The organism is Streptomyces sp. NPDC048718 (genome assembly GCF_043198875.1).
Taxonomy (GTDB): Bacteria; Actinomycetota; Actinomycetes; order Streptomycetales; family Streptomycetaceae; genus Streptomyces.
Genome location: NZ_JBICVG010000008.1, coordinates 93915 through 117946, shown reverse-complemented (window position 1 = coordinate 117946; position 24032 = coordinate 93915). Strand labels below are relative to the sequence as shown.

Genomic DNA, 24032 nt, shown 5'->3' with positions numbered 1-24032 from the left:
CATGGCCGTATGGGACGACCTCGTGGGCCAGGAGAAGGTCGAGGAACAGCTCGCCGCCGCGGCGCGCGACGCCGACACGTTCGTGACCGCGCATGCCGCGGGCGAGCCCGTCCCCGAGGCGTCGAAGATGACCCACGCCTGGCTGTTCACCGGGCCGCCCGGATCCGGGCGGGACACGGCGGCCCGGGCGTTCGCGGCGGCGCTCCAGTGCGTGAGCCCCGACCGGGCGCTCGGCGGGGCGCCGGGCTGCGGGTTCTGCGACGGCTGCCACACGGCCCTGATCGGTACGCACGCGGATGTCGAGGTGGTCCGTACGGATCTGCTCTCGATCGGCGTGAAGGACACCCGCGAACTGGTCCGGCGGGCCCAGCTGTCACCGGCGGGCGGCCGCTGGCAGGTCATCGTCCTGGAGGACGCCGACCGGCTGACCGAGGGCGCCGCCAACGTCCTCCTCAAGGCCGTCGAGGAGCCCGCGCCCCGCACGGTGTGGCTGCTGTGCGCGCCGTCCTTGGAGGACGTGCTCCCCACCATCCGTTCCCGCTGCCGGCACCTGACGCTGCGCACCCCGTCGGTGGCGGCGGTGGCGGACGTACTGATCCGCCGCGACGGTATCGAGCCGGAACGCGCGCGGTTCGCCGCGGCGGCCACCCAGGGGCACATCGACCGCGCCCGGCGGCTCGCGACCGACGAGCGCGCGCGGGCGCGCCGCGCCGTGGTCCTCAAGCTGCCGCTGCGGGTCGGCGACATCGGCGGCGGCCTGCGGGCCGCCCAGGAACTCGTCGACGCGGCGGCCGAGGACGCCAAGCAGGTCGCCGAGGAGATCGACGTCAAGGAGACCGAGGAGCTGAAGGCGGCACTCGGCGCGGCCCAGGGCGGGCGGATGCCGCGCGGCACGGCGGGCGCGATGAAGGATCTGGAGGACCGGCAGAAGCGCCGCCGCACCCGTACCCAGCGCGACAGCCTGGACCTCGCGCTCTCCGACCTGACCGGCTTCTACCGCGATGTGCTCGCCCTCCAGCTGCGCGCCACGACCCCCCTCGCCAACGAGGACACGCGCGACGCGATCGAGCGGATCGCCGAGGACACCGCCCCGGAACGGACCCTGCGCCGCATCGAGGCGATCCTGGCCTGCCGCGAGTCCCTCGACCGGAACGTGGCGCCGCTGCTCGCGGTCGAGGCGATGACGATGGCTCTGCGCGACTGAGGGACGAGTCTCTTCGGGCCGGAGCTTCCGGGCGGCCGGCGGTCCGAGGGGACCGGGCCCGTGTCCCGGACGCGCCCGGTGGGTCGGCGGCCCGAGGGACCAAGAGCCCGCGGGCCCGAGGGGCCCCGTGCCCCGATTCACGACCGACAGGCCGCCGGGCGCCGCGTGGCCGGTTGTCATCCCTGCCCACCAAGGGGCGATCAGGGCGATTGGACACGTTCCGTACCAATCCCGATACGCTCCGAGGCATGGACTCCAGGCGACTGCTCCGTCTCTCCGCCACCGCCCTCGCGGCCGGTGGTCTCGTTCTCTCCGGTTGCGCGGGAGGGAGCGGGGCCGCCGCTCCCTCCCGTGAATCCGCCGCGGCGGCCTCGTCCGCCGGCACGTCCGGGGGGCCGGGGGGCGAGATCTCGACCGCCGCGCTGGGGAAGTACTACGCGCAGAAGGTGTCCTGGCGCAGCTGTGGCGCCGCGAACTTCCAGTGCGGCACGGTCCGTGCCCCGCTCGACTACGCCAAACCCGACGGCGGCGAGGTGAAGCTCGCGATCTCCCGGGTCCGCGCCACCGGCCCCGGCAAGCGGCTCGGTTCACTCCTGGTCAACCCGGGCGGGCCCGGCGGTTCCGCGGTCGGCTACCTCCAGGGGTACGCCGGTATCGGCTACCCCGCCCAGATCCGGGCCCGCTACGACATCGTGGGCGTCGACCCGCGCGGCGTTGCCCGCAGCGAGCCGGTCGAGTGCCTGACGGGCGCGCGCATGGACGCGTACACGCAGGTCGACCAGACTCCTGACACCCCGGCGGAACAGAAGGCGCTCGCGGCGGCCTTCAAGGAGTTCGCGGCGGCCTGCCAGAAGCGCGCGGGCAAGATCCTGCCGCACGTGTCCACCGTGGAGACGGCGCGGGACATGGACATCGTGCGGGCGGTCCTCGGCGACGAGAAGCTGACGTACGTGGGGGCCTCGTACGGCACCTTCCTCGGCGCCACGTACGCCGAGCTGTTCCCGTCACGGACCGGCCGGCTGGTCCTGGACGGGGCGATGGACCCGTCCCTGTCGGCCGAGACCCTCAACCGCGACCAGACCGCCGGCTTCGAGACCGCGATCCGCGCGTTCGCCGCGGACTGCGTCACGAAGACCGACTGCCCGCTCGGCACTAAGTCCGTCCCGGCGGCCCTCGACGCGCTGGACCGCTTCTTCCGCGACGCCGACGCCAAGCCGGTGCCGACGGGGGAGGGCCGGCCGCTCGGCGAGGCCCTGGCCACCACCGGCGTGATCGCGGCGATGTACGACGAGACCGCCTGGCCCCAGCTGCGCGAGGCCCTGACCCGCGCCATGGGCGGCGAGGGCTCGGCGATGCTCGCCCTCGCCGACAGCTACTACGAGCGCGAGCCGGACGGCGCCTACGCCAACCTGATGTCGGCCAACGCGGCCGTGAACTGCCTCGATCTCCCGCCGGCCTTCGCGGGCCCCGCCGACGTCCTGAAGGCGGTGCCGTTCTTCGAGAAGGCGTCCCCGGTCTTCGGCCGCAACCTCGCCTGGGCCGCCCTCAACTGCACCTACTGGCCCACCCCGGCCACCGGCAAGCCCCACCGCATCACCGCCGAGGGCGCGGCCCCGATCGTCGTGGTCGGCACCACCCGCGACCCCGCCACCCCCTACAAGTGGGCCCGCTCCCTCGCCGACCAGCTCTCCTCCGGAGTCCTGTTGACCTACGAGGGCGACGGCCACACCGCGTACGGCCGGGGCAGCGACTGCATCGACACGGCGATCAACACCTACCTCCTGGACGGCACCCCGCCCAAGAACGGAAAGCGCTGCTCATAGCCCTGCCGCCCGCCGTTCCCGGGGGTGGACGGAGCACCCCCGGAAACTGTGTAGACTTGGCGACGCTGCTGCACCCACCATGGGGGCACGGAGCGTGCCGCCTTAGCTCAGTTGGCCAGAGCAACGCACTCGTAATGCGTAGGTCTCGGGTTCGAATCCCGAAGGCGGCTCTGCGAAACCCCAGGACTCACTCGCCGTGACCTGGGGTTTTGTGTTTTTCGGACCGGCCGGGGCGAAACTCGATGATCTTCGTACCTTCCTGCGTGCCCTCGGTGTCAGAAACCGGGGTCTGACCAGACAGGCGACTGAGGGCCGACTGCGCGATCTCTTCGGCGGTCCGGCCTTCCTGCTGTGCGGCGGTGCGGTTCGGTGACGAGCTCGATCGTCTCGGCGGCGATCCGGTTCACGGCCCGGGTGCCCGGAGTGCTCTCGGCGATCCGGCGCACGTCGGCGTCGGAGAGCGCGCCGAGCTCGGCGAGACCGGCCTCGGCCCCGACCTCGTACGCCTCGGTCACGGCCGAGAACACCTCAAGCTGCATTGCCGATGCGAGGGTGCCGACGACGCCCTGCGCCGCCCCCCCCGTAGGGGCTGAATGTCCGCCAGCTTGGCGACCGCCCACCCCGGAGCCTCGAACCCGCCGTCGAGCTGAGCGAGGATGCGTCCTCGATGGGCGGGATGTTCAAGAGCAGGGCGAGCAGGTCGCGCCACTCCCGCACGCGCTGTCTCTCTCCGTCGAGCGAAGCCGGCGTACCGCTGCGGCAAGTGCGGGAACCTGTTTCCCGACCCATGCGAGAAGACCACGACGGTGACCACCTACCGGTCCGTGCACGGCGAGCGATGGATGGACGGTCGCGGTCTGCTCTCGGGACCCGAGCTGAGAGCTCTTTGCGATGCCCCGAAGTCGCAGTTGAGCATGCGCCCGGCGCGATGGGAACGGATCAGGCAGGCGCTTCTCGACGCCGGCGGCCAGGCCCCTCTGGTCAAGGACATCGCCGCAGCCACGCGGGTGGCTGCCGCAGGCGGCCACAGGAAGTCGGTGACGCGCGTACGCATCGGCCAAGATGCCTTCCGTAAAGAGCTGTTGCGACAGTACGGCGAGACATGTGCTTTCACGGGCCCCGCGCCGGCTGACGCCCTGGAGGCGGCTCACCTCTACAGCTACGCGGAGACCGGCGAGCATCACGAACACGGCGGGCTGCTGCTGCGCCGCGACATACACCGGCTCTTCGACCTCGGGCATGTGGCTGTGAACACCGCATTGGGAAAGCTCGATGTCGCCCCGGCTCTGCACTCCTACCCGGACTACATGAAGCTGCAGGGGCAGTCGCCGGCCGTGCAGTTGAGGCCGGAACACAAGCGGTGGCTGGATGCCCACTGGCGTGAGCACCGGCTGGACAGCGACGGACCGGCAGCTCTCGGGGCGTAGAGACCGCGGGGCGGCGGTGGCTACTCGCGGGCGCCCGCCAGCTCCACAGGGCGGGTGCGCAGGGCGAACGCGGCGGGCAGGGTCGCCGCCACGGCCGCGAGGAGGGCGGTGACGGCTGTCACGGCGGCCACCTCCAGCCAGGGCACGACGATGCCGGACCCCACGTCGAGCAGTCCGAGCGCCGCCCGGACACCGAGCAGATTCACCGCGGAGGCGGCGGCGCCGAGGACCGCGCCGGCCGCTACGACCGTGACTGACTCGACCGCGACCAACCTCAGGACCTGGGCCTTCGTCGCGCCGGTCAGCCGCAGGAGCGCCAGGTCGCGGGCCCGGCCGGTGGTCGCCATCACCAGGGTGTTGGCGAGGGCGATGCCCGTGTAGACGAGGGCGATGGCCAGGATCATCAGCAAGCCGAGGCGGGTGGACCCGCTGGTACGCGGGTGGTGCGCGGTCATCCACGGGCCGGCGGGCATCACATCGACGCCGTGCGCCGCGCCCGCCGCCCTCAACTGCCGTTCCACATCGGCCCGGTCGGTGTCACCGGTCACCGCGATGTCGGCACGGTCGACGCCCGCGCCCGCCGCGTTGGCGGCGGTGACGTACACGCCGTTGCTCCCGGTGCCCACCGCGAGGACGGCGGCGATCCGCAGGCGCGCCCGGCGGCCGTCGCCCAGCCAGACCGGGACCTTCTCGCCGACGCGGGTGGTGAGCCACTCCTCGTTGACGACGATGCCGTGGTCGTCGAGGTCCGACAAGGACCCCGCGACGACGGGGAGTTCGGACACCGCGGCCAGTTCCTCCGCGCTGTCGACCGCGTGCGCTTCGGAGCGGACGAGGGCCGTGCCCTCCTCCAGGACGGTCACCTCGGTGGAACGGGAGGCGCTGACCGTGACACCCGGCACCGCGCGGGCCTCGGCCAGGAACGCCTCGGGCAGTGCCCGCCCCGCGCCGCCTGCGGAGGCGATGAAGTCGGCCCGGGACTGGGCACGGACCTCGGCGGCCTTGGCCTCGCCGATGGTGGCCGTCGTACCCGGCAGAGAGCAGGCGAGCGCCACGGTGACGATCACCGGCGCGGCGACGGCCGCCGTCCTGCGCACCCCGGCCACCGCGTTCTGTCTGGCCAGCATGCCCACAGCGCCGGGCAAACGAGCGGGCAGCCAGGTGAGCAGCCGGGTCAGCGGGCGCATCAGGACCGGGGCGAGAAGCGCGAACGCCACGATGAGGAACAGCGGTTGGGTGAGGTACGTCTTGCGCTTGAGGATGTCGCCGGGGTCCGTCGCCAGGTCCACGACCAGCAGTCCGAGACCGGCGAGCAGGACGGCCGAGGCCGCCAGGCGCCGGCTCCACGGCATGGTGTCACTGTCGACCGCCGCCTCCCGCAGCGCCGCCGTCGGACCGGTCCGGCCGGCCCGGAAGGACGCCGCGGTCACTCCGGCGAGGGCGACCGTCAGGCCCGTCCAGAAGGCGACGTGCAGCGGCCAGCTCTGCTCGCCGATCCGGAACCAGGCCGGGGCGATGTCCTGCCCGGACATCCAGCCGGCCAGCCGAGGCGCGCCCCACCGGCCGAGCGCACAGCCCGTGCCCGCCGCGAGCACCCCGATCGCCAGCGCCTCCGCGTACACCATCCGCCGTACCTGGCCGGGCGTCGCGCCCGCCATCCGCAGCAGCCCGAACTCCCGCCGGCGCTGCGCCACCGCGAACGTGAACGTCGAGGCCACCACGAACACCGACACGAACGCGGTGATGCCGGCGGCGGTGCCGAGCAGCGCGTTCACGGAGACCAGGGCCTTCTCGTCGCGGTCCGGATCCGGGTCGGCCCGGCGGCGGTCGGCACCGGCCAGGACCGTCATGCCCGAACGGTCGCCGAGTGCCGCGCGGACGGCGGCCGGATCGGCGTCCACCGTCACCCGGTCGATCCGCGGCGCGATCCGGGCGGCCTCGGCGGCGGTGAAGAACAGGGCTGTCTCGAACCCGGCGGACGGGACGGTGCCGACCACCGTCCGGGTGCCGGTTCCCTCGGGCGTTCCTACCTCGATCCGGTCGCCGGTACGGATCCGGGCGCCGGGCCCGGTCGTGACGACGACCTCGCCAGGCGCCGCCGGGGCACGCCCGGAGGAGAGCCGGTACGGGGTGGCGGCGGCGATCCCCCATGGGTGGCCGACCGGCGGTGCCCCCGCCCCCCGACCCCGACCGAGCACCGCGCCGTCGGACACGGAGACCGGGAACGTACGGTCCTCGGCGACGGCACCCACCTCGGCCAGCCGGTGTGCCCACTTCCGAGGTACGGCGGGAGGGTTGGCGAGCGGTGAGGTGCGCACGCCGATCGGTGTGCCGACCGCCAGTTCACGGGAGGCCTGCACCACCACCCGCGCCCCGGCGAACCGCTCGGTGCCCCGCTCCGGAGCGTCGAACGTCGCCGCGAGCGCGAGGCCCATGGTGGCGATGAGTCCCACGCCGAGCGCGAGTGCCACGAACGAGCCGACGAAGGTGACCCAGCGGGTGCGCATGCCGCGCAGCGCGAGACTCAGCACGATGCCACCGCCCGGTCCTGGCCCCGGCCCTGATCCCGGTCCTGGCCCCGGCCCTGATTCCGGTCCTGGCCCTGGCCCTGGCCCTGGCCCTGTCCCCGGCCCTCGCCCGCGTACTGGGCTTGGCCCTGCCCCCGGTCCTCGCCCTGGCGGGGCGGTGCGGCGCTCAGGGCCGCCATCCGCCCGGCGACCCGCTCCACTGACGGCGCGCACAGCTCGTCGCGGATCCGGCCGTCGGCGAGGAAGAGCACCCGGTCGGCGTAGGAGGCGGCGACCGGATCGTGCGTCACCATGATCACGGTCTGGCCCTGGTCGACCATCCCGCGCAGCAGCGTGAGGACTTCGCGGCTCGTGGTGGAATCCAGGGCGCCGGTCGGCTCGTCGCCGAACAGCACCTCCGGCCGGGTCACCAGGGCCCGTGCCAGCGCCACCCGCTGCTGCTGCCCGCCCGACATCTCGCCGGGCCGGTGCCCGGCCCGCTCCCGCAACCCCAGCCGGTCGAGCACGTCGAGGACTTCGGACCTGCGGGGGCGGCGGCCGGCGAGCCTGAGGGGAAGGCCGACGTTCTGCTCGGCGGTCAGCGCGGGCAGCAGGTTGAAGGACTGGAAGACGAACCCGATGCGCTTCCTGCGCAATAACGTCAGCTTCTTCTCGCTCAGCCGGGTCAGCTCGGTCTCGCCGAGGAACACCTGCCCCGAAGTCGGCCGGTCGAGCCCCGCCGTGCACTGCAACAGGGTGGACTTGCCGGAACCCGAGGGGCCCATGACAGCGGTGAACGTGCCCCGGGGGATGTCGAGGTCGACCTGGTCGAGGGCGATGACCGTGTTCTCGGGGAGGCGCCCGGCTCCGTAGGAGCGGGTCACGGAGCGGAGCCGGACAGCTGCGGGATTCATGCCATTCATCCAACTGGGCACACAGGAAGGGCACATCTGATGGAGGCGTAGTCTTCCGGGTGGAGGTATCTCTACCCTCGGCCTTCCAACTGCCTGTACAGAGCGCTGTTTTCGCTGTGATCGGCCTGACCTGCCGCGTACCGTGCGAGGCATGTCCTCCCCCGCCGTGAGCTCCCCGTCGCGACCCGGGCCGCTCCGTCACCTCCTCGGCGGCCGGCCCTGGCGCGCGGCGCTGTACCTGCTCAGCAGCGTGCCGCTGGGTGCGGCCACCCTGCTCACGCTCGTACTGCTGGCCGTGGTGGGCGGGGCGCTGAGCCTGATCGTCATCGGCCTTCCGCTGCTGCTCGTGCTCGTTCTCACGGGCATTCCGCTCGCCTCGCTGGAGCGCCGCAGGCTGCGTCTGATCGACCCTGAACCGATCGCCGACCCGCACCGCGACCCCGACCGCACCGGCCTCGCCGCCTGGCTGCGCACCCGTCTGCGGGAGCGCGCCACCTGGCGCGAGCTGGCATACGCGGTGCTCTTCGGCTTCCTGCTGTGGCCCCTGGAAGCGCTGGTCGTGGGCTTCGTGCTCGCCGTGTGCGGGGGGCTGATCGCGACTCCGGTGATGCTGGCGATCGACGGCGAGGAGGCCAGGGTCCTCAAGATCTGGATCGTGGAGAGCCGGCCGGCGGCGCTCGGGCTCGCCTTGGCCGGGGTGCTGTTGTTGGCCGTCTTCGCGTATCCGGTCCGGGCGGCGGCTGCGGGACGCGCGGCCCTGACCCGCTTCCTGCTGTCCTCCCCGGAAGGCGAACTGGACAGCAGAATTCAGGAGTTGGGTAGATCGCGCATGCGACTCGTGGACGCCTTCGAGGCCGAGCGGCGCCGTATCGAGCGCGATCTGCACGACGGGGCGCAGCAACGACTCGTCGCCCTGTCCATGACGCTCGGCCTGGCCCGGCTCGAAGCACCCGGGGCGCCCCTGGACGGGCTGCTCGCCAAGGCGCACGACGACGCGGCCGCCGCCCTCGTCGAGATCAGGGAACTCATCCGCGGCATTCATCCCCAAGTCCTCACCGACCGAGGCCTCGTGGCGGCCGTCGACGACCTCGCGGACCGCTCGGTGATCCCCGTCGACGTCGACTTCGACCTGCCCGTCCGGCCCGTCGAGGCGGTCGAGGCGGCCGTGTACTTCGCTGTGGGCGAGGGCCTCGCCAACGTCGCCAAGCACAGCGGCGCGAGCCGCGCCGCCGTACGCGGCCGGCTGGAGAAGGGGACGCTGGTGGTGGAGGTCGAGGACGACGGCCGCGGCGGGGCCGGCACCGACCACGGCACAGGCCTGCAGGGCGTAGCCGATCGCGTCTCGGTGCTCGACGGACGGCTGCTAGTGTCCAGTCCGCCCGGCGGCCCCACCCTGCTGCGCCTTCAAGTGCCGTGTCCCGCCGCCAGATTGAGGAACTGATGCTGCGCGTCGTACTGGCCGAGGACAGCGTTCTGCTCCGCGACGGCCTGATCGGCCTCCTGGAACGCTTCGGCCACCGGGTCGTCGCCGCCGTCGGCACCGCCGGCGACCTCGTCGCGGCCGTCGCGGAATACGGCCCCGACGTCGTCGTGACCGACGTCCGGATGCCGCCCGGCTTCTCCGACGAGGGACTGCGTGCCGCCATCGAACTGCGCCGGCACCGGCCCGGGTTGCCCGTCCTGGTGCTCAGCCAGTACGTCCAGCGCAGCTACGCGGAGGACCTGCTGGACTCCTGCGACGGCTCAGGCGTCGGCTACCTCCTCAAGGAACGCATCGGTCACGTCGAGGAGTTCGTCGACGCCGTGCGCCGGGTCGCCGAAGGAGACACGGTCGTCGACCCCGAGGTCGTACGGCAGCTGATCCGGCACCGCCGCGACCCGCTGGCCCGGCTGACCGCCCGCGAGCAGGAGGTGCTCGCGCTGATGGCCCAGGGCAAGTCCAACGCGTCGATCGCGGCGGCGCTGGTGGTCGGCGAGGGCACGGTCAGCAAGCACTTCGGCTCCATCCTGACCAAGCTCGACCTGTCGCTCGACGACTCGACCAACCGCCGTGTCCTCGCGGTCCTCGCGTACCTCAGAGGCTGACCCGGATCCGTTCGGCGGCACGTCATGACGGCATCTCAGGGTGAAGGCAGCTCATGGTGACGGCAGTTCACCTCGGCCCTGTGGCGGGGCACCTCGTGACGAAGTCCAGGTCGGTTGTCCGGTCTGGACTTCGTCAGGGGTGGTTCGGCGGGCGGTGCGGCGCGCGGCTCAGTGAGCGGGGGCGAGGCCCGGCTGCTTGAACGTGTCCGGCACCGGCAGCGTGGACCAGTGGGGGATCGGCCAGGCGACGACGACGGCGCGGCCCACGACATCCGACAGCGGCACCATGCCGCCGTTCTTGTCGGTCTGGTGGTAGCGGGAGTCGGCCGAACTCTGCCGGTGGTCGCCCATCACCCAGATCCGGTCGTTCGGCACGGTCACCTTGAACTGACCGGGTTCGTCCGAGCTGCACGGGGTGTTGCCGGCGTAGACGTACGGCTCGGAGAGCGGCTTGCCGTTCACCTTCAGCGGGCCGGTCCCCGTGCACTCGATCGTGTCGCCGGCGACACCGATGACCCGCTTGATCAGATGCTGTTCGCCGGCCGCCGGCATCAGCCCGATGAAACTGAGGAACTTCTGCGCCGCGTTGGGCTCCGGCACCGGATTGCCCAGCAGCCAGTTGTCCGGATCGCGGAAGACGACGACCTCGCCGCGGTCGGGCTCGGAGCCGAACCAGGGGGTGAGCTTGTCGACCAGCACCCGGTCGTCCACCTGAAGGGTGTTCTGCATCGAGCCCGAGGGGATCAGGAACGCCTGCAGCAGAAACGTCTTGATCAGGAAGGCCAGGCCCAGTGCGATCACGACGAGGAATGGCAGCTCCTGCCACATCGGGCGTTTCCGCTTGGCCTCCGCCCCGCGTCCGCGCCTTCGTCCGCGTCCGTGCCCGTCTCCGGGAGCGTCGGCCTCTTCGGCGGGTCCGCCCTCCGGGCCGTCCCGCCCGTCCCGGGCGTCGATCACCACGTCCCCCATGTCATTCCTCCGCATCCGCGCTTGCCGAACTCCTGCCGTAGGGATCGAGCCTATGCCCGCACCGCCCGGAACCGGGCCCGCCATTTGTCTCTTCACCACGTACGAGTGATGCGCGAGTGACCCGCCGGGGCGGCCGGGACGGCGGAGCCGGACCCGTAGGGGAAGCGTTCGGAAGGCGCGTCCTTAGGATGCCTCCGGTCGCGCGCGATGGGCGCGCGGAGTGCGGGCGGCGAGGAAGGGGTGGGCATGGAGCAGGAGTTGGAGGTCACCGAGCGGACCCGGCTGCGGCGGATGCGGGAGAAGGGGAGCCACCGGAGGGCCGATCTGGACGCGGTGCTCGGGGCCGGATTCCTTTGTCATCTCGGGGTCGTCGTCGACGGGGCACCGATGGTGGTGCCGACGGTGTACGGAGTGGACGGGGACCGTGTCTACGTCCACGGGTCGGTCGCGAGCCGCAGCCTGGTACGGGCGCCCGGCGCGATGGTGTGCCTGAGCGTGACGCATGTGGACGGGCTGGTCCTGGCGCGCTCGGTGTTCGAACACGGGGTGAACTACCGCAGCGCGATGATCTACGGCGTGCCGCGTCTCGTGATCGACCCGGAGGAGAAGCTGAGCGGGCTGCGGGCGCTGACCGAGCAGTCCGCGCCGGGGCAGTGGGAGTACGTACGGCAGCCGAGCCGCAAGGAACTGGCCGCGACCGCGCTGCTCGCGCTCGACCTGGCCGAGGCGTCCGTGAAGGTGGCGAGCGGGCCGCCGGACGACGGGGAGGGGACGGACGCGGAGCTGGGGGTGTGGGCCGGGGTGCTGCCGCTGGTCACGCGGTTCGGGGCGCCGGTCGCCGATCCGCTGCTGCCGGCCGGGATCGAGCCGCCCGCGCACATCGCGGAGCGGGCGGGGACGGTGTTCGGCGGGGTTCCGGGGGACGGCGGGGTGGCGGACTAGGGCGGGGTGACGGGGGACGGGGCGCCGGGGGAGGGGCGTAGGAGGCGGTGGCGGCTCAGAGGCTTGTACGGGGCGTGCGGGGTGCGTGGGGGCGTGAGGGGCGCGTGGGGTGACGTTGTCCGGCCGGACGGCGGTGTTCGGGCGGCCCGTGCGGCCGCGGCTGTGCGATGACTGAGGGAGGGGAGAAGGACGAGGGCGCCGGCGGCAGCGCCGGGCGACAGGAAGGAACACCCACCCCCATGACCACGACCACGAGCATGAACACCGTGATCTATCCGGTGAAGGACCTGGAGCGGGCGAAAGCCCTGTTCACCGCCCTGCTCGGGACCGGGCCCAGCGTGGACCAGCCGTATTACGTCGGGTTCGACGCCGGAGGGCGGCATTTCGGTCTCGATCCGCAGGGACACGGCAAGGGGCTGACCGGAGCGGTGCCGTTCTGGGACGTCGACGACCTTCCCGGCACGCTGGAGGCGCTGCTCGCCGCCGGGGCGCGGACCGTGCAGGAAGTGCAGGACGTCGGGGGTGGGATGCGGATCGCCACGGTGAAGGACGCCGACGGGAACATGTTCGGGCTGCGGAGCGGTCCGAAGACGGCGTAGGCGTGGGCAGGGCGGATCCGGGGCGGCAGCGTGCCGGTGATCCGCAGCCCGGGTGATCCGAGCGGGTGGGGGTCTAGTGTGCGGGCTCGGTTTCGGGTGCCAGCCGGAGACGGGACAGATGGGCGGGGTCGGCGAGGGCGTCGACGGCCGTGATCCGGTCGTCGAGGACGGTGAACGCGAAGACCGTCCGCGGCGTCCCGTCCGGGGCCGCCCGCACCAGGCCCGCCAAACCGTCCACCAAGGCGGGCAGGGCCGCCTTCGCCCGGTCCGCGAGGGTCCGTGCCACCGCGCGTGCGCCGTGCGCGGGCGGGGGTGCGCCGGTGTCCGAACGCAGGACGACATCAGGGTCGAGCAGGGCGTGCAGCGCTGCGAGATCGCCGCCCCGGGCGGCGGAGCGGAAGGCGGCGACGGCGCTGCGCTGGCGCTCGGGGTCGGGCTCCGGCATCTTCTCGGTGCCTTCGAGGCGCCGCCGGGCACGGGTGTCCAGGCGGCGGGTGGCGACGGGCGTGCGTTCGATGATCGGGGCGATTTCCTCGTACGGCAGGGCGAACTCGTCGTGGAGGACGAAGACGACCCGCTCGGAGGGCGTCAGGGCGTCCAGGGCGGCCAGATCGTCCTGGACGCCCTGGGCGTCCTGGGTGTCCGTGTCGCCGGGGTGGTGGCGGCTCTCCGGCCAGGCGCGGTCCCAGGGGCCGCGGGGGACGGGGCGCAGGGATTCCCGGGCGCGCAGGAGTTCCAGGCAGGCGCGGGTGATCTCGGCGGGGGCCGTCGTCGGGGTGGCGGCGGGGCGGGCCCGGGACACCGCCCGCACCGCCTGCGCGGCCTCCTCGGGGGAGCCGAGCAGACGGTGGGCGAGCGCGAGGAGACGGGGGCCGCGGGCGGAGGTGCCGGAGCCCGCGCTTCCTTCCATGCCGACCGCGCCGCCGGCCTTGTCGGCCGCGTCGGACGCGCCCGAGACGCCTGCCGCGCCCGAGACGCCTGCCGTGCTCGTGGTGCCGGCCGTGTCCGTCGTGTTCGCCGTGCTCATCGGGTTCGCCGCCTTCGCCGGAGGGGGTCGCCGGGTGGGGGTGGGGCCTGTCCTTTGGATCAGGCTGGATCTGTTGGGCCGGCCCGGGCCAGGCTTCGGATCAGGTCGGACCCGGGCCTGACCCGGGAGTCGGATCAGTCGCCGTGGCCCGGTCCGCCGCTGCCGAAGCCGCCGCTGGAGATACCCCCCCACTTGCGCTTTTCCTCGCTCGGCGGGTCGGGCGAGGTTTCGGTGCCGGACGTGCCGCCGTCCTTCAGCTGGTACGGCATCAACCGGTGCTCGCCGTCGGTGTGCGGCATCTCGGCCGGGCGGCGGTACTCGGACATCTCCCCGGGCGGCCGTTCGGTCTCCGGCCGGTGCGGCTGGGTCTCGGGGTCGGGGGGCGGGAGCTCCCGGTTCTTGATCCAGATACCGAAGGCGAACGCGCCGATCAGGACGAGGACCAGGATCAGACCGGCGAGGACCTGGGCGAGTCCGGATTCCCAGACACCGTGGGCCAGGGTGACCGGGGCGGAGCCCGTAAGGAAAGTGTTCATATCGACATGATTACTCCTTTTCGCCCTCTTTGCCTTGGTGGGGGGGCGGGGCCTCCGTGGCCGTCGGGGCTCCCGAGGTCCAGGGGCGGCCCACGGACGGGGCAGGGAACGGCAGGGAACGACAGGGGAGGCGGAGGGGCGGAAAGCGGAGGAGTGCAAAACCAAGCTGAAACATTTCCCGTGGGCCACCGCGTCAATGAGGTGAGGGCGCGAAACAAGCGAACGTGCCACAGCGACGGAGGGGAGGGGCATGAAGGGGAGGGGGATGAAGCAGTCTCGCGCGGACGGGTTTCTGGAATTCGCTTCTGCCCGCTCGGGGCATCTGTACCGGTCGGCATGCCTTCTGACCAGCGGCGACACTCATCTCGCCGAGGATCTGGTGCAGGAGACCCTGGGCCGGATGTACGCCCTGTGGGGCCGGATCGGCCGGGTCGGCAATCCCGCGGGGTACGCGCAGACCGTGCTGATACGGACCTTCCTCAGCCACCGCAGGCGACGCTCGGCCACCGAGCGTCCGCTTGGGGAGCTGCCCGACCGGGCTCCGGACGGCGGCGAGGATCCCGCCTTGCGGGTCGCCCTGCTCGACGCCCTCGCCGGGCTCGCGCCCAAGGACCGGGCGGTGGTGGTGCTGCGGTACTGGGAGGACCGCAGCATCGAGGAGACCGCGGACGCCATGCATGTCAGCACGGCGGCCGTCCGCACCCGCTCCACGCGGGCCCTGGCGAAACTGCGGGAGCGGCTGGGTGGCAACGTCGCCGAGCTGGTCGCCCGCTGACCCGCTTTCCCGCTCGTTCCCGCTCGCTGCTCCCCTTCGGTGAACACGGCCTTGACCCCGGGCCTGGCCCGGCCCCTGGCCGCGGGCTTCGGCGGGGTGTCGCCACCGGTGCTCGGGGTCGGATGGCGCGAAGCGGCCGGGGCGTCCTCGTCCCGGTGGCCCAGCTGCCGTCACGGCTTCTGTCCGGTCCCGGCGGTACGTCGCATCACCCGCGCACGGACGTACTTCACCAGTCGCACCACTCGCAGGATCCGCACCACCGTGCGACATCACGCTTTCGCACCTCGCCCTGACTTCCACTCCTGGACCCGGAACGGTGATCCCACCATGCCTGACCACAAAGACCACGATGTGACGAAGACCCGATTCGAAGAGGAACTGAGCGAGGCCCTGCGCCGTGCCGGCGAGGGCTTCGAGGCCGACGACCGCCGCGGACTCGCCGCGGGCGGTCTCGTCCGCGGGCGCCGGCAGCTGCTCCGCCGTCGCGCGGCGACGATGGGAGGTGTGCTCGCGCTCGCCGCGGTCAGTGTGGGCGGGGTGTACGGCGGGTCCCTGCTCGGCGTCGGCCACGAGCGCGTCTCCGCCGCCGGGACCGGCGGCTCGGCTCGCGGTGGCGGAAGCGTCGACGGCGTGACGAGCGTGGCTGGTGAGCCCGCCGGAACGCCGGTCACCGGCGCTGATGTCGCCACCGTCCTTCAGGCCAACACGCCTGCCGGCAAGTGGACGTTCGACGACCTGCACGCGAATGGTCAGGCGGTCGCCACCGGTGTCTACGACGACGGCAAGGGCAAGGCCGGCGTCTCCGTCGACCTCTACCGGGCGGCGACGACCGGGCGGGGCGAGGCGGGCCGGGACCTGGTGACCTGTCCGGACCGGGTGATCACGCCGTACGACGACTGCACCGAGCAGGCGCTGCCCGGCGGTAGCCGGCTGATGATCTTCCAGGGGTACGAATACCCGGACAAGCGGGTCCTCACCAAGAACTGGCGCGCGGTCCTGCTCACCAAGGACGGCTCCGTCATCGACGCGAGCGAGTACAACGCGCCGACGGAGAAGGACTCCGCGATCAGCCGCCAGAACCCGCCGTTCGACCCCGCCCAGCTCAGGGCACTGGTCACGGCGGACGGCTGGTACCCGCTGCTGGAACAGCTGAAGCAGCCGGGCAAGAACGACGGCAAGCCGACCGCCGACCCGTCCGCCCCGGTCCACGAGGAACTGGACACCACCCGGGTGACGGCGACGCTTCGGTCGCTGCTGCCCCATGGACATGGGCTGAAGGTCGTCGGCCAGGGCGCCGGCTATCTGATCGTCGACGACGGCGCCGGCCGGAGTATCGTCCAGGTCAATGTCCAGGAGGACATGGGGTCGGACCGGGACGATCTCTTCTCGGGCGATGGTGTCACCACCGAACCCGATGGCACCCTCGTGAAGGTCACCAAGCGGGCCGGGGAGAAGGGTGTCGAGGGCTCCGTCTGGTGGATGGCGGACACCATGACCAAGGACGGCTTCCGGGTCGTCGTCTCCGCCTTCAACGCCGGCAGCCAGCTCGAGCCGCCGACCCGCCCTGAGCCCGCTCTGACCACCGCGCAGCTGAAAGGGATAGCCACCAACCTCAAGTGGCGCACCCTGGCCCGGGGATAACGCGTCGGCGGAGATTCCGGCCAGCCAGGTTGGCCCGACTGGACCGGTCGACTGGACCGGACTGGATCGGACTGGATCGGACTAGATCGGACCGAACCGGGATGGACTGGCCCCGGCCCCAGCCCCGGGTCGGCTCCGGACCTGGTCGGGGCAGGAGAAGGCTGGACCCTGCCCCGGCTTACCCGGTCCTGGAGCGACTGGGCCGGCATGTCCGGAGCTGCTCTGACCCGCCCGATCTGCTCGATCTCGACCCGGTCGGCTTGGTCGGCCTGACCTGGTCGGGGCCGAGCGGCCTGGTCCGGTTGGGGGACGAGTTCGATTGGTCGGGCTCGACGCGATCGCAGGCGGCCCAGGTGCTTTCCGGCAGGTCGTTCTCGACTCGCTTGATCTGTTGGCCGGTTGGGAGTGGGGGCCTGGCGGGGCCGGGACAGACGGGTCAGGGGCGGTCCGGCGCTGAGCGGCGTCACACGGCTTGCTGCCCGATGCGGGGCCGCCAGTCCTGGTTCGGCCTGGGACAGGGGCGGTTCGGACGAGCACGGGTCGGCCTGGACCAGTTGTGCCCCTGGCTTCCGTCCGCCTGGCCCCGGGCGAACGGGGACTGGAAGCCACCGCAGCGCGAAGGTGGGGGGGCGGAGGGGGAGGGCGGGGGCGGGGGAAAGGCCCTACTTCGCGTCCGAGTAGCGCTGAACAGTGGCCGTCGTGAACGGGAAGCGGACCGGCGTCTCGCCGAAGGCGATGCGTCCCGCCTCGTCGCCGGCCGCGCGGATCGCGGCCGTGACGGCCTCGGTTTCCTCGGCCGGGCAGTGCACGATCACCTCGTCGTGCTGGAAGAAGACCAGTTCGGCCCGCAGACCGGTGGTGGCGCGGCGCAGGGCGGCCAGCATGAGCAGGGCCCAGTCGGCGGCGCTGCCCTGGACGACGAAGTTGCGGGTGAAGCGGCCCCGGGCGCGGGCATCGGAGGAGGCGTATCCGGGGGTGTACTGCTCCGGTCCGTCCTCCCGGGACGTGGCGGCGGACGGGAGATCCTGCGGCAGGCCGGCCTCGCCCGGGCCGTCGTCGTCCGCGCTCACCGCGCGCGGGCTGGTCCGGCCGAGCCAGGTACGGACGAGCCGGCCCTCCTCGCCGGCCCGGGCGGCGTCGTCCACGTAGGCCACGGCGCGGGGGAAGCGGCGGCGGAGAGCCGCGAGGTTCTTGAGGCCGTCGCCGCTGGTCTGCCCGTAGATCGCGCCGAGCAGAGCCAGTTTGGCGTGGTCGCGGTCGCCGGAGAAGGCGCGGTCGGACAGCCGGGTGTACAGGTCGTCCGGGTGCCCGGCGACCTCCATCAGACCAGGGTCGCGGGAGATCGCGGCGAGGACCCGGGGTTCCATCTGGTCGGCGTCGGCGACGACGAGCCGCCAGCCCTCGTCGGCGACCACCGCCTGCCGGATGACCTTGGGGATCTGGAGCGCCCCGCCGCCGTTGGTGGTCCAGCGGCCGCTGACGGTGCCGCCGGGCAGGTACTCCGGGCGGAAGCGGCCGTCGCGGACCCAGTCCGCGAGCCACGACCAGCCGTGTGCCGTCCAGATTCGGTACAGCGTCTTGTACGCGAGGAGCGGGGCGACCGCCGGATGGTCGACGTCCCGCAGTTCCCAGCGCCGGGTGGAACGCACCCGGATCCCGGCTCCGGCGAACGCCCGGACGACGTCGGCGGGCAGGTCGGGCCGTACCCGGCGGCCGAACGCGGCGGACACCTCGTCGGCCAGTTCCGCGAGCCGGCGCGGCTCGCCGCCGCCCGCGTACCGCTCGCCGAGCAGCCCATGGAGCACCTCCCGGTGCGCATCGGCCCGCCAGGGCAGTCCTGCCCGGTGCATCTCGGCGGCCACCAGCATGCCCGCCGACTCGGCCGCCGTCAGCAGCCGCATCCGTCCCGGGTGCTCAACCCGGTCGTGCCGGCGCTGCTGCTCCGCGTACACCTCGAGCAGGGAGTCGAAGGGGAGTGGGGCGGTGGCCCGTGGTTCGAACAGCGAGTCCTGCGCCGCCGCGCTCTCAGCCTGCCGGACGGGCGGGTCGGGCGGCACCGGCGCGTGGTGCAGCCGTGCCCAGGACGCGGCGGCCGAGCGAGGCTCGCCCAGGCGGCCCTCGTGGCCGAGGAGGAGCTGTTCGGCGGCTTCGATGTCGTAGCACCGTTCGACCCGCACTCCGGCGGCGAGCAGCCGGGGGTACACCTCGGCGGAGTTGCGCCACACCCAGCGGGTCACATCCGGCCGTGCCCGCACGGCCGCCGCCAGATCGGGCTCGCGCAGCACCTCCCCGGCGGGCAGCCCGTCGCCCCCGAGCGGTACGAGCAGCGCCCCGCCGCCCTCCGGCTCGGGCGCGACGGCCCACCTTTCGTTCACACGAGCGAGTCTGGCACCCGCCACTGACAATCCGGTGGTGCGTGGAGTCGCGTCGTTCCGGAGGGGGCCCGGGAGGTGCGCCCGGGCTGCCCCGCCGCTTCACCGGACTCGCCTGCTCGCCCCGCCCGACTCGCCGCCCGCTCTGTTCGCCCCTGCCCCGTTCGCTCCTGCCCCGCTCGTTGCGACCCGCCGCCCCCGCTACGCGGCCTGGTGGAAGAGGGCGGCGGCTTCGCCGCGGGAGGCGACGCCCAGTTTGGTGAGGATGTTGGCGACGTGGAACTTCACCGTGGACTCGCTGATGTGCAGGTCCTCGGCGATACGGCGGTTGCGGTGGCCGCGGGCCAGGTGGCCGAGCACCTCCACCTCGCGTTCGCCGAGCCCGGTCAGCGGGTCCAGCGCGCCGGCCGGGGATTCCGGGAGCGCGAGGGGGACGGTGGCCGTGATCGTGGTGCCCCAGCCGGGGACGGCGTCGACGGTGAGGCCCCCGCCGAGGACCTCGAGCCGGTCGGAGACGCTGCCCGCGCCGAGCGGGCAGGCGTCCAGGAGGCCGGGCCCGTCGTCCCGGATCGAGGCGAGGAGTTCGTGCGCGGTCACCGTCCAGCCGACCCTGACCCGGGAGACGGGCTCCTGGTCGAGGACGATGAGCAGCAGCGCGCGGACGACGGCCCGCACACCGTGCGCCACGTCGCCGGGCAGGGTCCGGGCGGCGGACGGGCCCTCGGGCGGGGCGAGTTCGAGCCGTACGGGGGAGTGCCGCAGCATCGGGCGCAGGCCGTCCGCGAGCCGGGCGAAGGACTCGGTGGCCCGTTCCCCGGCGATCGACCGGTCACGCAGCGACTCGGCCCGCAGCTCGGCCAGTGCCGATACGGCCAGTTCGGTGGCGGTGGCCCGGGCGACGTTGTCGTCCAGGGCGCGGCTGCGCAGCACCCCGAGCACCCCGGACAGCGCGGCGGCGTGCGCGGTGCTCAGCTCCGCCGTGACCCGCGCGCGGGTGTCGGCGGCGGCCCGGGAACGGGCCAGCGCCCCCGGCATCGCCTCCGTGGCGAACCGGTCGAAGTGGCTGGTGACCAGGTCCCACAACAGTTGCGTCAGGGCGAGCGCGGGCGCGTCCACCGGGACGGCGCCGTCCTCTCGTACGAGGACGAGGACCGAGCCGCGGGGAGTGGCGTCGCTCCGTACCGCCACCACCTCCCGCTCCGCCCCGCCGATGGTCGCGCGTCCCTGCCAGGGGTGGCCGGCGGCGGGGCCGTGGGTGTAGAGCGGTTCCAATTCGGCTGCGGTGACCGGGAGTTCAGGGCCACCCGCGTACTTGAACGGCGAGTGGGCGCAGTGCGTGGAGAGTTCGGCCGCGGCGTGGTGCGGGATCAGCGGCTCCAGGACCTCGGACAGGCGCGGCAGGACCGTGCCCAGCGGGCGGCCGATCACGTCGCGGGCGGCCAGCAGGGCATCGGTCGCGGTGAGTTCCAGAGCCGTTTCCATGAGCGTCAGCGTAGGCAACGGCGGGCCGTTCGGCTCTCCTTTCGGCCAGGTGTGACTGTCCGTTCGGGTGGCGGAGCCGGGGTGGTGCGCGACGGAAGCTTGAGGCAGCCGAGGAGATCGGCGAAAGAGATCACCGGGAGCGGCGGCGCGCGACGGCGCCGCGCGGAACAACAGCCCGGCGGATCAAGCGAGTCGTCCGTCACGGACGGCGAAGGAGGAGCGGCGGGTGAACCGCCGCCGACGACCCACGGGGGAGCGGAACATGGAAGCGATCGTGTACGAGGAGTTCGGCGGCGCCGACGTACTGCGGCACGAGTCCGAGGTGGCCCTGCCGGTGCCCGGACCCGGCGAGGTGCGGGTGAAGACGGCTGCGGTGGGCGTCAACCCGGTGGACTGGAAGCGGCGTTACGGCTGGCTGGAGCTGTTCTATCCGACCAACTTCCCGGCCGTTCCGGGCCTGGAGTTCGCGGGAACGGTCGACGCGGTCGGCGACGGCGTGACCGAATACGCCGTCGGCGACGAGGTGTTCGGCTGGAGCGCGACCGGCGCGTACGCCGGGTACGCGATCGCCGACATCGTCGCCCCCAAGCCCGCCGGCCTGTCCTGGGAGCACGCGGTGGGCATCCCGGTCGCGGGTGAGACCGCCCAGCGCGTGCTCGACGCGCTCGGCGTACGCGAGGGAGAGACCCTGCTGCTGCACGGTGCGGCGGGCGCTGTCGGCTCGGTGGCCGTCCAGTTGGCGGTCGCGGCCGGTGTGACGGTGATCGGTACGGCGTCGGAGCGCAACCACGCGTTCCTGCGCGAACTGGGCGCGATCCCGGTGACGTACGGGGACGGGCTCGCCGACCGGGTCCGCGCGGCGGCCCCGCAGGGCGTCGACGCGGTCTTCGACGCCGCCGGGCACGACACGCTCCCGGTCTCGATCGAGCTGCTCGGCGGGGAGACCTCTCGTATCGTCACCATCGCCGCCACGGACGCGGACGCGCACGGTGTCGTCTTCTCCGGTGTCCGCGTGGCCGACGACCTCGCCCGCCGCTGGCTGACCGAGCACGCCCGCCTGGCCGTCGAGGGCCGGCTCCGGCTCGACGTCGCGGAGGTCCTGCCGCTGAAGGACGGGGCCCGCGCCCAGGAGATGAGCGAGTCGGGACACACCCGGGGCAAGATCGTGCTGGTGCCGTAGCGTCACGCGTCCGGCGCGTAAGAGGTCCGGGGGTGGGGTCAGGGGCAGGGTCCGGGCGGGCGTCAGGGCAGGGGCGGGCGGCAGGGCAGGGCAGGGCTGAGGCCGACCCGGCCCCGGCTCGGATCCTGGCCCCCGGAGTTGGACCCGGCCCCGGCCCCAGGTGCAGTGAGAAGGGAACCGTATGGCCAGGGAAGAGAACGAGATGTTCGTGCTGCCGCGCGGCGCCACGGGCTTCTTCCGCCCCGGGGACGGGCCGCTTCCGGAGACCGACCCGCGGGCCTTCCGGGCGGCGCTGCACACGGCGGCCCGGGCGGCCGGCGGCCGGGTGGGCGGGGTGGAGGAGCAGGCGCGCCCGCGCACGTTCCATACGGCGGTCATCGAGAGGGCCGACGGGCCCGTCGTCGTCCTCTGTCACGCCCACCACCCGTGGATCGCCTTCGCCCGGGAACAACGGAACTGGTACACAGAGGAGTTCCTCGCACCGCCGCCCTGGGCCGGGGCCTTCGCCGATCGGGGATTCACCGTGCTCGACCGCGCGCTGCTCGCGCGGCCGCTTCCCGAGGTCGACACCTCGGTTTTGAGCGCCAGTGAGTGGCGTGGGGTCCGTATCTACGGCATCACCACGCTGGGTGGCGTGCTCTTCAACGCGTGGGACTGAGGCCCCGGCAGGCAGCTGCGGAGCCCGGGGCGGGGGCATGGCGGGAGGACGAATTACGCTCGCCCGGTGGACACGACCCCCGCCGCTCCGGCCGACCCGGCCGCCGTTCCCGCCGACCGCGTCAAGGTCTGGTTCCGCTTCGTTCCGCGCGAAGGGTGGCTCCCGCAGGACACGGAGGGGTTGTGGGCCCTCCCGGTGGGCCCGGGCACGGCCCGGGTGGTCAATGTGCCGTTCCTGCAGGACGGGGTGGCCGAGGGAGACGTGGTCCGGTACGTGACGGACGGCGAGGGCCTGCACTGGGCCACGGGCCGGGAGACGGCATCGGGCAACGTCGCGATCCGGGTCCTCCCCGTGCCCGGCGGCCCGCTCGGCCCGAGCGCGCGGGCGGTGGGGGAGCGGTTCGCGCCCTACGGCCTCGGCGGGGAGTCGTTCAGTGCGGAGTTCCCACTGGTGGCGCTGACCGTGCCGGCCGGAGCGCCGATGGCCGGGATCAAGGAGCTGCTCGCACGAGGTACGCGCGAGGGCTGGTGGCACTGGGAGACCGGATGCGCCACGGACGCCTGGAACGCGGCATGACCCCCGCCGAAGCGGAGGCCATGGCACGTTCCTGGCCGTCCGTCCGCAGGTCTGTCAGGCGGTGGCCCGGGCCGGAGAAGCGGCGGCGAAGTCGTCCGGCAGGCGCGGGGGAGTGCCCTGGGTCCACGCGATCCGCAGCGCCGAGGCGGAGATCCGCCAGCCGTCGGCCGTCCTGACCAGGGTGCTCTCGGCGTGGCCCGCGGAAATGAAGACGTTCCCTGATCCCGACCCTGATCCCGACCCTGATCCCGGCCCCGAGCCGTCCGCCAGGACGTGGGTGCTCAGCTGGGCGCCGCGGACCGTGGCCCGGTCGCCGTCGACCTCGATGACGTAGTTGGTGCCCAGGTGCACGGTGCGGTCGAACAGCGCCATTCCGCGCCGGACCCGGGCCGTCAGGGCGTCGCGGCCGTGAATGGTGCCGATCGGCATCTCCGCGGTGACGTCCTCGGTGTGGAACGCGCGGGCCCATTCCTCGTCGAAGACTCCGTCGTCGAGCGAACGTACATAGCGGTTCATCAGGTCGGTGATCTCGGCGCGGTCGGTCAGGGACTGTAAACGGCGCTGCGTCTCTTCGATGTCCATGACGGAAGAGTCACTCCTCAAGCGCGCTTGAGGTCAAGCTCGTCCGGAGAGTCCCTCGGACAAGTTCCTCGTGCGGGGCCATCGGGCATCCCCTCGGGGAGTTCCCCGAGGGGGCGCCGCGCGGCCGTGAGGCGGTGCCAGGTCGCGCCCGCGAGGGTGTCGCCGAGGCCCGTTTCGAGGAGGGAGACACAGTAGGCGCGGGTTTCCGGGGCCGCGGTGCGCAGCGCCTCGGCCAGGGCGGTCAGGCCGGTCCGGGCGCGGGAGCCGCGGGCGTGGGCCAGGGCGGCGAAGGCGGCACCGGCGAGATCGGCGTGCGCCGCGCCGACGGCGGTGACGGGCGGGGTGTTCGCGGGCGACAGGACCAGCGGCCGCAGGCTCAGGGTGGGCCAGCAGCCGAGCCCCGTGGTGAACGGGCCGGCCGCCCAGGTCGCCGCGGAGCGGTCGGCGCAGACGGCGAGCAGGACGGTGGGAAGGGCGTACCGTTCGCGCAGTTCCGGCAGATGGACGGTCCACCCGCGGGCGCGTTCGGGGTCGCGGCGCCCTCGGACGTCCAGGGCGAGGACGAAGGTCCGGCCGGGCGAGGGCGGGACGACCCGCAGCACGCTGTCGAGGCCGGCCGCGCCCGGCAGCACCTGCACCACGGCGTCCGGCGGGCAGGCCAGGCCGAGCAGCCGGAACACCGGTGTCGGGATGAAGCGGGGGAGCGTGAGCATGGCGGCACGGTAGGGGCGCA

22 protein-coding genes and 1 tRNA gene are annotated in these 24032 nt (G+C 73.0%); 13 read left to right on the top strand and 10 right to left on the bottom strand.

The genetic code is table 11. From position 1 onward, the window contains the following. The first annotated feature begins 1 nt into the window (after position 1). The 3 genes from ACGFRB_RS17190 to ACGFRB_RS17180 all read left to right on the top strand — a co-directional run bounded on the left by ACGFRB_RS17190 (position 2) and on the right by ACGFRB_RS17180 (position 3197). Positions 2-1204: a DNA polymerase III subunit delta' gene (locus ACGFRB_RS17190; RefSeq protein WP_393243812.1), complete on the top strand. Its 1203-nt coding sequence runs from the start codon at positions 2-4 to the stop codon at positions 1202-1204. A gap of 248 nt (positions 1205-1452) precedes the next feature. After that, positions 1453-3027 carry an alpha/beta hydrolase gene (locus tag ACGFRB_RS17185; protein WP_393243810.1) on the top strand — a complete coding sequence of 525 codons (1575 nt, stop codon included), beginning with the start codon at positions 1453-1455 and terminating at the stop codon, positions 3025-3027. A 96-nt stretch (positions 3028-3123) separates the two neighbouring features. Beyond that, positions 3124-3197: transfer RNA gene (locus ACGFRB_RS17180), tRNA-Thr, on the top strand. Positions 3198-3302: 105 nt separating this feature from the next. Here ACGFRB_RS17180 and ACGFRB_RS17175 read toward each other — a convergent pair. Continuing rightward, positions 3303-3566, bottom strand: a complete 264-nt coding sequence (locus ACGFRB_RS17175; protein ID WP_393243808.1) for a hypothetical protein — start codon at positions 3564-3566, stop codon at positions 3303-3305. Positions 3567-3833: 267 nt separating this feature from the next. On the opposite strand from ACGFRB_RS17175, the gene ACGFRB_RS17170 reads away from it, so the two are divergent. Beyond that, positions 3834-4454, top strand: a complete 621-nt coding sequence (locus tag ACGFRB_RS17170) for an HNH endonuclease (protein ID WP_393243806.1) — start codon at positions 3834-3836, stop codon at positions 4452-4454. 20 nt (positions 4455-4474) lie between these two features. On the opposite strand, the gene ACGFRB_RS17165 is transcribed toward ACGFRB_RS17170, so the two are convergent. Further along, positions 4475-6985, bottom strand: a complete 2511-nt coding sequence (locus ACGFRB_RS17165; RefSeq protein WP_393243804.1) for an FtsX-like permease family protein — start codon at positions 6983-6985, stop codon at positions 4475-4477. Then, positions 6979-7875, bottom strand: coding sequence for an ABC transporter ATP-binding protein (locus ACGFRB_RS17160; RefSeq protein ID WP_393243802.1), 897 nt, complete (start codon positions 7873-7875; stop codon positions 6979-6981). The genes ACGFRB_RS17165 and ACGFRB_RS17160 overlap by 7 nt, the downstream gene beginning before the upstream one ends. A gap of 151 nt (positions 7876-8026) precedes the next feature. On the opposite strand from ACGFRB_RS17160, the gene ACGFRB_RS17155 reads away from it, so the two are divergent. Further along, complete coding sequence (locus ACGFRB_RS17155; RefSeq protein ID WP_393243800.1) at positions 8027-9316, top strand: sensor histidine kinase; 1290 nt, start codon at positions 8027-8029, stop codon at positions 9314-9316. Then, a complete protein-coding gene (locus ACGFRB_RS17150) occupies positions 9316-9960 on the top strand; it encodes a response regulator transcription factor (protein ID WP_363005424.1) in 645 nt (214 codons plus the stop codon). Before ACGFRB_RS17155 ends, ACGFRB_RS17150 begins: the two co-directional genes overlap by 1 nt. A gap of 168 nt (positions 9961-10128) precedes the next feature. On the opposite strand, the gene lepB is transcribed toward ACGFRB_RS17150, so the two are convergent. Next, on the bottom strand, positions 10129-10929 hold the full coding sequence (gene lepB / locus ACGFRB_RS17145) for a signal peptidase I (protein WP_363005422.1): 801 nt from the start codon (positions 10927-10929) through the stop codon (positions 10129-10131). A 246-nt stretch (positions 10930-11175) separates the two neighbouring features. On the opposite strand from lepB, the gene ACGFRB_RS17140 reads away from it, so the two are divergent. Further along, positions 11176-11871: a pyridoxamine 5'-phosphate oxidase family protein gene (locus tag ACGFRB_RS17140; RefSeq protein ID WP_393243798.1), complete on the top strand. Its 696-nt coding sequence runs from the start codon at positions 11176-11178 to the stop codon at positions 11869-11871. Between the two features lie 239 nt (positions 11872-12110). Further along, the gene (locus ACGFRB_RS17135) at positions 12111-12470 is read left to right on the top strand and encodes a VOC family protein (protein ID WP_393243796.1); all 360 of its coding nucleotides are present in this window, start codon (positions 12111-12113) and stop codon (positions 12468-12470) included. Positions 12471-12543: 73 nt separating this feature from the next. Here the strand turns inward: ACGFRB_RS17135 and ACGFRB_RS17130 are convergent, their stop codons facing one another. Then, entirely contained in the window at positions 12544-13497 is a 954-nt protein-coding gene (locus ACGFRB_RS17130) for a sigma factor-like helix-turn-helix DNA-binding protein (RefSeq protein ID WP_393243794.1), read from the bottom strand. A gap of 134 nt (positions 13498-13631) precedes the next feature. Then, complete coding sequence (locus tag ACGFRB_RS17125) at positions 13632-14033, bottom strand: DUF6479 family protein (RefSeq protein ID WP_361234241.1); 402 nt, start codon at positions 14031-14033, stop codon at positions 13632-13634. 265 nt (positions 14034-14298) lie between these two features. On the opposite strand from ACGFRB_RS17125, the gene ACGFRB_RS17120 reads away from it, so the two are divergent. Further along, complete coding sequence (locus ACGFRB_RS17120; RefSeq protein WP_361234238.1) at positions 14299-14808, top strand: SigE family RNA polymerase sigma factor; 510 nt, start codon at positions 14299-14301, stop codon at positions 14806-14808. A 327-nt stretch (positions 14809-15135) separates the two neighbouring features. Then, positions 15136-16449 (top strand): hypothetical protein, encoded by a 1314-nt coding sequence (locus ACGFRB_RS17115; RefSeq protein ID WP_393243792.1) that lies wholly within the window; start codon positions 15136-15138, stop codon positions 16447-16449. Positions 16450-17111: 662 nt separating this feature from the next. Here the strand turns inward: ACGFRB_RS17115 and ACGFRB_RS17110 are convergent. Together ACGFRB_RS17110 and ACGFRB_RS17105 are read right to left on the bottom strand one after the other, a co-directional pair. Continuing rightward, positions 17112-18824: a bifunctional 3'-5' exonuclease/DNA polymerase gene (locus ACGFRB_RS17110; RefSeq protein WP_393243790.1), complete on the bottom strand. Its 1713-nt coding sequence runs from the start codon at positions 18822-18824 to the stop codon at positions 17112-17114. A gap of 198 nt (positions 18825-19022) precedes the next feature. Continuing rightward, the gene (locus tag ACGFRB_RS17105) at positions 19023-20303 is read right to left on the bottom strand and encodes a LuxR C-terminal-related transcriptional regulator (protein WP_393243788.1); all 1281 of its coding nucleotides are present in this window, start codon (positions 20301-20303) and stop codon (positions 19023-19025) included. A 262-nt stretch (positions 20304-20565) separates the two neighbouring features. Here ACGFRB_RS17105 and ACGFRB_RS17100 point away from each other — a divergent pair, with 262 nt between their 5' ends. The 3 genes from ACGFRB_RS17100 to ACGFRB_RS17090 all read left to right on the top strand — a co-directional run bounded on the left by ACGFRB_RS17100 (position 20566) and on the right by ACGFRB_RS17090 (position 22717). Beyond that, the gene (locus tag ACGFRB_RS17100; protein ID WP_393243786.1) at positions 20566-21483 is read left to right on the top strand and encodes an NADP-dependent oxidoreductase; all 918 of its coding nucleotides are present in this window, start codon (positions 20566-20568) and stop codon (positions 21481-21483) included. 181 nt (positions 21484-21664) lie between these two features. Continuing rightward, positions 21665-22141, top strand: a complete 477-nt coding sequence (locus ACGFRB_RS17095) for a hypothetical protein (RefSeq protein WP_393243784.1) — start codon at positions 21665-21667, stop codon at positions 22139-22141. A 66-nt stretch (positions 22142-22207) separates the two neighbouring features. Further along, positions 22208-22717: a DUF4265 domain-containing protein gene (locus ACGFRB_RS17090; RefSeq protein ID WP_363005404.1), complete on the top strand. Its 510-nt coding sequence runs from the start codon at positions 22208-22210 to the stop codon at positions 22715-22717. A 54-nt stretch (positions 22718-22771) separates the two neighbouring features. Here the strand turns inward: ACGFRB_RS17090 and ACGFRB_RS17085 are convergent, their stop codons facing one another. Both ACGFRB_RS17085 and ACGFRB_RS17080 read right to left on the bottom strand, forming a co-directional pair. Next, positions 22772-23299, bottom strand: a complete 528-nt coding sequence (locus ACGFRB_RS17085) for a nuclear transport factor 2 family protein (RefSeq protein ID WP_393243782.1) — start codon at positions 23297-23299, stop codon at positions 22772-22774. Between the two features lie 17 nt (positions 23300-23316). After that, positions 23317-24012 carry a hypothetical protein gene (locus ACGFRB_RS17080; protein WP_393243780.1) on the bottom strand — a complete coding sequence of 232 codons (696 nt, stop codon included), beginning with the start codon at positions 24010-24012 and terminating at the stop codon, positions 23317-23319. Positions 24013-24032: the final 20 nt, after the last annotated feature.

What these genes read in the sequence shown, in the direction of transcription:
- ACGFRB_RS17190 (WP_393243812.1), top strand. Translation starts at nt 2, where the DNA reads ATGGCCGTATGGGACGACCTCGTGGGCCAGGAGAAGGTCGAGGAACAG.
- ACGFRB_RS17185 (WP_393243810.1), top strand. Translation starts at nt 1,453, where the DNA reads ATGGACTCCAGGCGACTGCTCCGTCTCTCCGCCACCGCCCTCGCGGCC.
- ACGFRB_RS17175 (WP_393243808.1), bottom strand. Translation starts at nt 3,566, where the DNA reads ATGCAGCTTGAGGTGTTCTCGGCCGTGACCGAGGCGTACGAGGTCGGG.
- ACGFRB_RS17160 (WP_393243802.1), bottom strand. Translation starts at nt 7,875, where the DNA reads ATGAATCCCGCAGCTGTCCGGCTCCGCTCCGTGACCCGCTCCTACGGA.
- ACGFRB_RS17155 (WP_393243800.1), top strand. Translation starts at nt 8,027, where the DNA reads ATGTCCTCCCCCGCCGTGAGCTCCCCGTCGCGACCCGGGCCGCTCCGT.
- ACGFRB_RS17150 (WP_363005424.1), top strand. Translation starts at nt 9,316, where the DNA reads ATGCTGCGCGTCGTACTGGCCGAGGACAGCGTTCTGCTCCGCGACGGC.
- lepB (WP_363005422.1), bottom strand. Translation starts at nt 10,929, where the DNA reads ATGGGGGACGTGGTGATCGACGCCCGGGACGGGCGGGACGGCCCGGAG.
- ACGFRB_RS17140 (WP_393243798.1), top strand. Translation starts at nt 11,176, where the DNA reads ATGGAGCAGGAGTTGGAGGTCACCGAGCGGACCCGGCTGCGGCGGATG.
- ACGFRB_RS17135 (WP_393243796.1), top strand. Translation starts at nt 12,111, where the DNA reads ATGACCACGACCACGAGCATGAACACCGTGATCTATCCGGTGAAGGAC.
- ACGFRB_RS17130 (WP_393243794.1), bottom strand. Translation starts at nt 13,497, where the DNA reads ATGAGCACGGCGAACACGACGGACACGGCCGGCACCACGAGCACGGCA.
- ACGFRB_RS17125 (WP_361234241.1), bottom strand. Translation starts at nt 14,033, where the DNA reads ATGAACACTTTCCTTACGGGCTCCGCCCCGGTCACCCTGGCCCACGGT.
- ACGFRB_RS17120 (WP_361234238.1), top strand. Translation starts at nt 14,299, where the DNA reads ATGAAGCAGTCTCGCGCGGACGGGTTTCTGGAATTCGCTTCTGCCCGC.
- ACGFRB_RS17115 (WP_393243792.1), top strand. Translation starts at nt 15,136, where the DNA reads ATGCCTGACCACAAAGACCACGATGTGACGAAGACCCGATTCGAAGAG.
- ACGFRB_RS17105 (WP_393243788.1), bottom strand. Translation starts at nt 20,303, where the DNA reads ATGGAAACGGCTCTGGAACTCACCGCGACCGATGCCCTGCTGGCCGCC.
- ACGFRB_RS17100 (WP_393243786.1), top strand. Translation starts at nt 20,566, where the DNA reads ATGGAAGCGATCGTGTACGAGGAGTTCGGCGGCGCCGACGTACTGCGG.
- ACGFRB_RS17095 (WP_393243784.1), top strand. Translation starts at nt 21,665, where the DNA reads ATGGCCAGGGAAGAGAACGAGATGTTCGTGCTGCCGCGCGGCGCCACG.
- ACGFRB_RS17085 (WP_393243782.1), bottom strand. Translation starts at nt 23,299, where the DNA reads ATGGACATCGAAGAGACGCAGCGCCGTTTACAGTCCCTGACCGACCGC.
- ACGFRB_RS17080 (WP_393243780.1), bottom strand. Translation starts at nt 24,012, where the DNA reads ATGCTCACGCTCCCCCGCTTCATCCCGACACCGGTGTTCCGGCTGCTC.